The organism is Micromonospora phytophila, from assembly GCF_023656545.1.
In the GTDB taxonomy this organism is placed as follows: Bacteria; Actinomycetota; Actinomycetes; order Mycobacteriales; family Micromonosporaceae; genus Micromonospora; species Micromonospora phytophila.
Window position 1 is genome coordinate 1 of record NZ_JAMOKF010000228.1, and the last position, 9,131, is coordinate 9,131.

Annotated in this window: 7 protein-coding genes; 5 read left to right on the plus strand and 2 right to left on the minus strand. The window is 71.9% G+C overall.

Going from position 1 to position 9,131, the window contains the following annotated elements; genetic code table 11:
• Positions 1-383: 383 nt before the first annotated feature.
• Positions 384-1,943 carry a C40 family peptidase gene (locus tag NCC78_RS22425; protein WP_250796840.1) on the minus strand — a complete coding sequence of 520 codons (1,560 nt, stop codon included), beginning with the start codon at positions 1,941-1,943 and terminating at the stop codon, positions 384-386.
• 240 nt (positions 1,944-2,183) lie between these two features.
• Here NCC78_RS22425 and mqnE point away from each other — a divergent pair, with 240 nt between their 5' ends.
• Genes mqnE through NCC78_RS22440 form a run of 3 tightly spaced genes read left to right on the plus strand, consistent with a single transcriptional unit; the run spans position 2,184 to position 4,125 of the window.
• Complete coding sequence (mqnE, locus tag NCC78_RS22430; protein ID WP_250796842.1) at positions 2,184-3,353, plus strand: aminofutalosine synthase MqnE; 1,170 nt, start codon at positions 2,184-2,186, stop codon at positions 3,351-3,353.
• 23 nt (positions 3,354-3,376) lie between these two features.
• Positions 3,377-3,799 (plus strand): hypothetical protein, encoded by a 423-nt coding sequence (locus tag NCC78_RS22435; RefSeq protein ID WP_250796843.1) that lies wholly within the window; start codon positions 3,377-3,379, stop codon positions 3,797-3,799.
• A 44-nt stretch (positions 3,800-3,843) separates the two neighbouring features.
• The gene (locus NCC78_RS22440) at positions 3,844-4,125 is read left to right on the plus strand and encodes a DUF4229 domain-containing protein (RefSeq protein WP_250796844.1); all 282 of its coding nucleotides are present in this window, start codon (positions 3,844-3,846) and stop codon (positions 4,123-4,125) included.
• A gap of 174 nt (positions 4,126-4,299) precedes the next feature.
• Here the strand turns inward: NCC78_RS22440 and NCC78_RS22445 are convergent, their stop codons facing one another.
• Positions 4,300-5,631: a C39 family peptidase gene (locus NCC78_RS22445; protein WP_250796845.1), complete on the minus strand. Its 1,332-nt coding sequence runs from the start codon at positions 5,629-5,631 to the stop codon at positions 4,300-4,302.
• A gap of 208 nt (positions 5,632-5,839) precedes the next feature.
• On the opposite strand from NCC78_RS22445, the gene NCC78_RS22450 reads away from it, so the two are divergent.
• Entirely contained in the window at positions 5,840-7,705 is a 1,866-nt protein-coding gene (locus NCC78_RS22450; protein WP_250796846.1) for a M14 family metallopeptidase, read from the plus strand.
• 420 nt (positions 7,706-8,125) lie between these two features.
• Positions 8,126-9,064 carry an ABC transporter substrate-binding protein gene (locus NCC78_RS22455; RefSeq protein ID WP_250796848.1) on the plus strand — a complete coding sequence of 313 codons (939 nt, stop codon included), beginning with the start codon at positions 8,126-8,128 and terminating at the stop codon, positions 9,062-9,064.
• The last annotated feature ends 67 nt before the right edge of the window (positions 9,065-9,131 follow it).

Consider the following 9,131-nt stretch of genomic DNA (forward strand, 5'->3'; position numbering starts at 1 on the left):
CGTACGTCATCGGGGGCCGGCTCGCCCGACGCGCCGGGCGGGCTCGCGACGCCGGCGCCCGACGGCGGTTCGCCGTCTCCGGATGAGGTGGCGGGGATTTCCGCCGCGGCGTCACCCGGCGCCGGGGAGTGCGGACCCCCGGTCCGGGCCCCGTCACTCGTTCCGGGCGCGGATCCGTGGTCGACCGGCTGCGCCGGAACCTCTTGCTCGGCCATGCTCGCCCTCCGCGCCCCACTCGCGCCCGGACCCGTCACATCGGACCGAACGTGCCTGAATGTCACCGTGCCACATTCCACCCCCGCGGCACAGCCGGAGTGCGTTCCGGGCCGGTACGGGTTCCGGCGCGCGCCGGTCCCGGGCGTGGCCCGGGTCGGTACGCGGGGTCAGCTGACCGTGGTCGCCGAGGCGGTCGCCGAGGTGCTGCCCTCCGGGACCGCGCTGCTCGCCGCCGTGGTCGGCGTGCTGCCGCCGGTCGTGGCGCTCGGCGTCGACACCTGCGACCGGCTCACCGACGGCGACGGCGACGTCGGCGTGGGCGAGGTCGGGATGGGCGACGGGGAGACCGACCCGGTGGGCGTGGCCGACGGTGAGGTCGACCCCGTGGGCGTCGGCGAGGGCGAGGTGGTCGGGGTGGCCGACGGCGAGGTGGGCTTCGGGGTCGGCTTGGTGGTGGCCGTCGGCTTCGGTGCGGGCGTGGTCGGCTTCGGGGTCGGCGCGGGCGTGGTCGGCGCGGGCACCGCCCCGACCACCCGGGTGGCGGCGTAGAGGCGGGACCAGCGCACCGTCGAGATCTTGACGACGTCGCCGGTGGTCGGTGCGTGGATCATCTTGCCGCCGCCGATGTACATGCCCATGTGGTGGATCGTCGTCCAGCTCGTGCCGGAGGCGAAGAAGAGCAGGTCGCCCGGGAGCAGCGCGTTCTGCGACACGGTGCGGGAGCGGGTGGCGTAGTACTGGTCGCGCGAGACCCGGGGCAGCTCGAAGTAGCCCGCCGAGCGGTACGCCGCCCAGATGAGACCGGAGCAGTCGAACCGGTCGGGCCCCTCGGCCGCCCAGAGGTAGGGGTCGCCGAGCTGTGCCTTCGCGTACGCCACGGCGGACAGGGCCGTCGGGTGGGCGACCAGCCCGTTGGCGGTCTCGTTGGCGACGTAGCCGGCACCGAGGCGCTGCTCGGCGGCCTCCTGCTGGCGCTCGATCTCGATCAGCTGCGCGGCGTTGTCCCGGCGCAGCTTGGCCAGCTTGGACTCCTCGTCGCGCAGCGCCTTCTCGCCGGCGGCGTATTCCTGCACGGCGCCGGTGAAGCGGGACTCGGCCGACACCATCGCCTGGTGGGCCGCCTGCTCGCCGAGGCGGGCCCGGGACAGCTGGCCCTCGGCGGCGGTGGTGCCCCCTTCGGCCTGCTCGCCGCGGATGATCCGGGAGAGCCGGCTCAGCTCGTGCAGGTCGGTGGCGAACTCGCCCGGCGGCAGGGCGGCGGCGGCCTTGATCGCACCGGCGGCCGCCGCGTCGGCGCCCTGCTGGGCCCGGGCCACCGCGTCCTGGGCGAGCCCGAGGTCGCGCCGGGCGGCGGTCAGCTGGGTCTCGGTCTCGGTGCGCTTCTGCCGCAGCACGAGGAGCTGGTCGCGCAGTTGCCCGACCCGGGCCTCCACCGCGTAGATCTGCGCGGCGAGCGGGCCGTTGAGCAGGTTGCCGACCGGCGCGCCGACGCCGCCGGGCAGGCCGGCGACCGGTGCTCCGCCGGGGAGCTGGAGCGGGCCGGTGAGGACCGGGCGGCTTCCGGTGTCGGGGACGGTGGCGGGCAGCGGCGGCTCGGCGTACGCGGGGGTGGCCAGAACCGCGGCGGCGACCGCTCCGAGCAGGGCGGACCAGAGCATCGGGCGAAGCACCGGCGAGATCACCGGGCTCCGTCGTCGCTGTCGTCGCCCGCGCCCGCTGTCGACCATTCCGCTCCCCGTCCGGCGTGGTGTGGCCGCGCTCGGTGGGCACGGCCGTCGGAACGCTACCAGTGTGTGTTGCGTCCCACCCTGTCTTACCGCACCCGGGCAACTATGTCGATGCGTGGCCGGGTAACGACAGCCTGAGAGTTCGGTGAAGTGGGTCGCTGGGCCCGAGGGCGCTGCCGGTCCGTCGGGGGGCCGACGTAGGCTCGATTCCGACCGCAGGTGGAAGGGACGTGGCTTTCGATGGACGCCGGACTCAAGCGTGAGCTCGAAGCGAAGGTGTACGCCGGCGAGCGGCTGACCCGGGAGGACGGGATCGCCCTCTACGACAGCGACGACCTGGCCTGGTTGGGGCGGCTGGCCCACCACCGGCGCACCGAGCTCAACGGCGACCGGGTGATGTTCAACGTCAACCGGCACTTGAACCTCACCAACGTCTGCTCGGCGTCGTGCGCGTACTGCTCGTTCCAGCGCAAGCCCGGCGAGAAGGACGCGTACACGATGCGCATCGACGAGGCCGTGCGCAAGGCCAAGGAGATGGAGGACGAGCAGCTCACCGAGCTGCACATCGTCAACGGTCTGCACCCGACCCTGCCGTGGCGCTACTACCCGAAGGTGCTGCGCGAGCTGAAGGCCGCGCTGCCGAACGTCAAGCTCAAGTGCTTCACCGCGACCGAGGTGCAGTGGTTCGAGAAGATCAGCGGCCTGGGCGCCGACGAGATCCTCGACGAGCTGATGGACGCCGGCCTGGAGTCGCTCACCGGTGGCGGCGCCGAGATCTTCGACTGGGAGGTCCGGCAGCACATCGTGGACCACGCCTGCCACTGGGAGGACTGGTCGCGGATCCACGCGCTGGCCCACAGCAAGGGCATGAAGACCCCTTCGACGATGCTCTACGGCCACATCGAGGAGCCCCGGCACCGGGTCGACCACGTGCTGCGGCTGCGTGAGCTGCAGGACGAGACCGGCGGCTTCGCGGTCTTCATCCCGCTGCGCTACCAGCACGACTTCGTGGACTCGGCGGACGGCAAGGTCCGCAACCGGATCCAGGCGCGCACCACGATGGCCTCGCCGGCCGAGTCGCTGAAGACCTTCGCGGTCTCCCGGCTGCTCTTCGACAACGTTCCGCACGTGAAGTGCTTCTGGGTGATGCACGGGCTCTCGGTGGCCCAGCTCTCGCTCAACTTCGGCGTGGACGACCTGGACGGCTCGGTCGTCGAATACAAGATCACCCACGACGCCGACTCGTACGGCACCCCGAACACGATGCACCGCGACGACCTGCTGCACCTGATCTGGGACGCCGGCTTCCAGCCGGTCGAGCGGGACACCCGCTACAACGTGGTCCGCGAGTACGACAAGCCCCCGTCGCTGGCCGAGCGCCGCGCCGAGCCGCAGCAGGTCTGGGCCTGAGCCGGCGGTACCCTCCCAGGGCCATGACCGAGCAGAAGAGCGGGTTTCCCCGGCGCGACGCCGAGGGGCGGATCCTCACCCTGGGCGACCTGCTCGGGGTGAGCCTCGCCGGCCTGGTCATCGGCGTGGTCGCGCTGGTGCTCTTCGACCTGGCGTTCGCCTCGTTCGGCGCGGCCGAGTTCGGCCGCGCCAACGGCTGGCTGGCGGTGATCCTGCCGGCGTGGCTCTTCTGGGATGATTTCCGGGCCTGGGAGTTCGGCGCGGCCCGGGTCGTGGCGGCGCTGGTGGCCGGCGCGGTGGCGGTGGTGGCCGGGCTGGTGGTGGCCGGGCTGGCCGCCGGGCTCCCGCCGCTGCTCTCGGGCGGGCTGGGGGCGTTGGCCTTCACCGTCGGCTACGCGGTGGTCTGGTTCCACGGCGTCCACTGGCTGTCCCGCCGGACGGGCTGAACACCTCGCCGGATCGCCCGGCGGCGGAGAACGGAGTGCGGAACGTGAGCGCGGCGCTCAAGTACACGCTGGGCCGGATCGGGCTGTTCGTCGCCGTGCTGGCGGCTCTCTGGCTGACCGAGCTGGACCTCTTCCTCAAGCTGATCCTGGCGCTGGCCTTCTCCGCCGCCGCCTCCTACTTCCTGCTCAGGGGCTGGCGGGACGAGATGGCCGAGGAGATGGCCGCCGCGGCGGAGCGCCGCCGCGCCGAGAAGGAACGCCTCCGTTCCGCCCTCGCCGGGGACGACGACGCCGAGCGGCCCGAGCCCCCCGCCTCCTCGAAGTGATCAGGAGGTTCGCGTCGGCCGGGTCCACCCGGTGACACGAACCCCCTGATCGACTCCGCGCTCAGCGGCACGGAACCCGCCCGGCCGCGCCCGGCTGCTCGCGGGAGGGCGCAGCGGCACGGAACCCGCACCACCGCGCCCGCCGCTCCCGGGAGGAAGCTCCGGGCGGGCAGGTCACCAGGTGGTGGAGCCCGGGACCGACGGCCAGGCGACGTCCGTCGGCTTGATCAGGTAGACGATGCCGCCGGAGCCGCTGCCCGTGCCGCCGCTGGCGGTGGTCCGCTTCGTCCGCAGCCAGATCTGCTCGAACTGCTCGCGCGGGTAGACGTTGCGCACCACGTCGTTGCTCGACGAGGCCGGGTCGTTGACGATCACGTCGCCGTCGGCGGTGAAGCCGACCACCACGAAGAGGTGGCCCGCCGTGCCGTAGCCCGCGCCGTCCAGTTCGCTGGCGAGGAAGGACTGGCTGGTCACCACCGGGATGCCGGCGGCGATGAAGCGCTCCAGGTCGTCCAGCGAGTGCAGCCGGGTGACCCGCGCCTCCAGGCCGGGGAAGGTGGCCGCGTACGCGGTGTTGAACGGCCAGTTGCCGGCGCCGTCGTACTGGTAGTCGTAGACCATCCGGGCGGCGTGGTTCACCGTCGGATCCGGGTAGGTCGGGTCCACCCAGGCGGTGTCCGCCGCGGACGCCCGTCGACCCCAGTACTCGATCACCATCGTGGTGGAGGTGGGGGAGCACCAGGCCTGACCACCGCCGTCGTACTCGGGGTAGTGGCCGGTGTGGATGTTCTGCGAGTAGCGGGGGACGGCCAGTTCGGTGCCCCAGGCGATCCCGCCGACGCTCGGGGCGACGGTGAACCGGTCCGGCACGTTCGAGCTCATCGCGCCGAGCATCCGTACCACCGGCGAGACGGTGGCGGCCGGGTCGCGGTGGAGGGTCAGCCGCAGCTGGTACGCCTGCAGCAGCAGGCCGCCGGCGGCGTCGTTGATGGAGAACGTGTCGGTCCAGATGCTGGAGAACTTGTCGCCCTGCTTGTCGACGCTGGTCCGCTTGATGTCGGCGTCCCCGGAGGCCCAGCGGCTCATCACGTACCAGGGGGTCTGGTCGCCGGTGGTGTAGGTGCCCTGGAGTTCCACCTGGATCCAGGTGCCGGCGGGGGTCTCCGCGTTCCACGAGGCGACCAGCTCGCTGGCGTCGAAGCCGACGTCGGTGACCGGGGAGGTCCACGTCCCGTACGCCCAGCTCCGCTTGCTCTTGGCGTGCGGGTCCTTGTAGTCGGTGGTGCCGACCGGCGTGCCGAGGGTGAGACCGGCGGGGGTGACCACAGTGCCGGCGGCGGTGCCGGCGCGCCAGTCGGTGTCGCCGGCCCAGTCGTGGAAGGTGATCTGTTCGTCGTGGACGACCGTCGCGGCGACGGGGGCCGCCTGGACGGGCGCGGCGGTGCCGAGCAGGGTGAGCGCGGTGGCGCCGGCGAGGGCGGCGGTGCGCAGGCGTGGTCTGGCCATGGGTCCTCCGCAGGGACGGGCGGATCGTTGCCGGTCAGTGTCCCGCTTGGAAGGAACTTTCGCCAGAGGCCTACAGATGGAAAATCCTTGCCGGTGTGAGGATCCGGCTGACATGGAATCAGGCAGCGATGAATGTTGATATGACCATGTGACGGATGGTGGAGTGTCCTCCCCGAGCGGGATCTCCCGCACCCCGAGGAGGTTGTCCATGGCCTTCCGCACCCCCGCCCTCCGCCGACGCCTGGCGCTCGTCATCGCCGCCGGGCTCGGCCTGCTCACCCTCGCCGCCCCACCGGTCTCCGCCCGACCGGCCCAGGACCCCTCCGCCGAGCCGGCCGCAGTGCCGTACCGGGTGCTCGGCCCCCGCACGGTGGCCGACCGGAACGCGGTCGCCCGCACCGGCGCCGCCATCGACTACGTCGAGCACGGCGTGCTGAACGTCTCCGCCACCAGGGCCGAGGCCGCCGCGATCACCCGCCTCGGCTTCCGGCTGGAGGCGGCCGCCGCGCTGCCCGCCCCGGCGGACGACGCCGGCACGCTGGCGTTCCCGCCGGCCGATTCCAACTACCACGACTACGCCGAGTTGACCGCCGTGGTGAACAAGGTCGTCACGGACCACCCGGCCATCGCGCGGAAGATCAGCATCGGGACCTCGTACGAGGGCCGGGACCTGATGGCGGTGAAGATCTCCGACAACGTCGCCACCGACGAGAGCGAGCCGGAGATCCTCTTCAACTCGCAGCAGCACGCGCGGGAGCACCTGACCGTCGAGATGGCGGTCTACCTGCTCAACCTCTTCACCGACAACTACGGCACCGACTCCCGGATCACCAACATCGTCAACGCCCGGGAGCTGTGGATCGTGCCGACGGTCAACCCGGACGGCAGCGAGTACGACATCGCCACCGGTTCGTACCGGTCCTGGCGCAAGAACCGGCAGCCGAACAGCGGCTCGTCGTACGTCGGCACCGACCTGAACCGCAACTGGTCCTACCAGTGGGGCTGCTGCGGCGGCTCGTCCGGCTCCACCTCGTCGGACACCTACCGGGGCCCGTCGGCGTTCTCCGCGCCGGAGACCCAGGCGCTGCGCAACTTCGTCAACGGCCGGGTGGTCGGCGGGACCCAGCAGATCAAGGCCAACATCGACTTCCACACCTACTCGGAACTGGTGCTCTGGCCGTTCGGCTACACCTACAACAACACCGCTCCCGGGATGAGCGCCGACCAGTACAACACCTTCGCCACCCTCGGCCAGCAGATGGCGAACACCAACGGCTACACCCCGCAGCAGTCCAGCGACCTCTACATCACCGACGGCGACAGCATCGACTGGATGTGGGGGACGCACGGCATCTGGGCGTACACCTTCGAGATGTACCCGGGCTCGGCCGGCGGGGGCGGCTTCTACCCGCCCGACGAGGTGATCCCGGCGCAGACCTCCCGCAACCGGGAGGCGGTGCTGCTGCTCAGCGAGTACGCCGACTGCCCGTACCGGGTGATCGGCAAGCAGGGCCAGTACTGCGGCGGCGGTGGTGGCACCACGATCTGGTCGGACACCTTCGAGACCGCCACCGGCTGGACGACCAACCCGTCCGGCACCGACACCGCGACCCTCGGGGCGTGGGAGCGGGGCGCCGCCCAGGCGACCACCTCCAGCGGGGCGAAGCAGCTCACCCCGTACGCCGGGAGCAACGACCTGGTCACCGGCCGGCTCGCCGGGGCGGCGGCGGGCGACCACGACGTCGACGGCGGGGTCACCAGTGCCCGGTCGCCGGCGGTCACCCTGCCGTCCTCCGGCACGCTGACCCTCTCGTTGGCCTGGTACCTGGCGCACGGCTCGAACGCCTCGTCGGCCGACTACCTGCGGGTCAGCGTGGTGCACAACGGCGGCACGACCACGCTGCTCAACCAGGCCGGGGCGGCCACCAACCGCAACGGCGCCTGGGCGGTGGCCAACCTCAACCTGACCCCGTACGCCGGGCAGTCGGTGCGGATCCTCGTGGAGGCGGCGGACGCCTCGGGCGCGAGCCTGGTCGAGGCCGCTGTGGACAACGTCACCATCACCAGCTCCTGATCCGGTGGGGCCCCGTCCCGCCCCCGGCGGGGCCCCACCCATCCCCGATTGCGGACAAACACCCCGCCGGCCGGTCGCCGGTGCCGCCCCTGACGGCGGTCCGGACGACCGGCCGGCGGGATCGGTCCTTGATCGAAAAGGCACGTCCGGGGCGTGCGCTACCGTCTTACCGACCATCCCGCAGCGAAGCCGGTGTGAAACCGGCGCTGTCCCGCAACTGTGATGCCCCGTCGTGGCGTCCGGCCCCTCCGGCCGGCACCGACCGGCGTCCGGCCTGACCGCCGGCGTGCCGATGACGGGGACGAGCCAGGTCGCCTGCGGTGTGGTCGCGACACGCGCCTTCGAGGAAGGGCGCCTCGCGGACGGGCGCCCCGCTCCCTGTCGGCGAAGCACCACACTCCTCGACCGACAGGAGGACAGATGTCCAGACGTATTCCCCGGCTCTTCGCCGCGACCCTCGCGGTGGCCGCGCTCGCCCTCGGCGCCTGCGCCGAGAAGACCTCCGAAACCCCCGCCGCCGGCGGCGCCAGCTCGGCGACCGTCAGCTACCCGGTCACCGTCGGCACGGTGACGCTGGAGAAGCGGCCCGAGAAGATCGTCTCGCTCTCGCCGACGGCGACCGAGATGCTCTTCGCCATCGGTGCCGGCAAGCAGGTCACCGCCGTGGACGACAACTCGAACTTCCCGGCCGAGGCGCCGAAGAGCGACCTCTCCGGCTTCCAGCCGAACGCCGAGGCGATCGCCGGGAAGAGCCCCGACCTGGTGGTCCTCTCCAACGACACCAACAAGATCGTCGACCAGCTCACCAAGCTGAAGATCCCGGTCTACCTCACCCCGGCCGCGGCCACCCTCGACGACTCCTACCGGCAGATCACCGAGCTGGGCACCCTGACCGGCCACCCGGACGAGGCCGCGGACACCACGCGGCGGATGAAGGACGACATCGCCAAGCTGGTCAAGGACCTGCCGCAGCGCACGGAGAAGCTCACCTACTTCCACGAGCTGGGCCCGGAGCTCTACACCGCCACCAGCAAGACCTTCATCGGCTCGCTCTACACCCTCGCCGGCCTGGGGAACATCGCCGACCCGGCCGACGCCGACGGCAAGCAGGGCGGCTACCCGCAGCTCTCCCAGGAAGTGATCGTCAAGGCCGACCCGGACTTCGTCTTCCTCGCCGACACCAAGTGCTGCAAGCAGAGCCCGGAGACCGTCAAGGCGCGGGCCGGCTGGGCCGGCGTCACCGCGGTGAAGAACAACCAGGTCGTCGGCCTCGACGACGACATCGCCTCGCGCTGGGGCCCGCGGGTGGTGGACCTGTTCCGCGCCATCGTCGACGCCACCGCCAAGGTGCCCGCGTGACGCTCACCCGTCGATGACCACGGTTGCACCGCTCGCCCGGCAGGCCGGGACGCCCACCGCGTCCCGG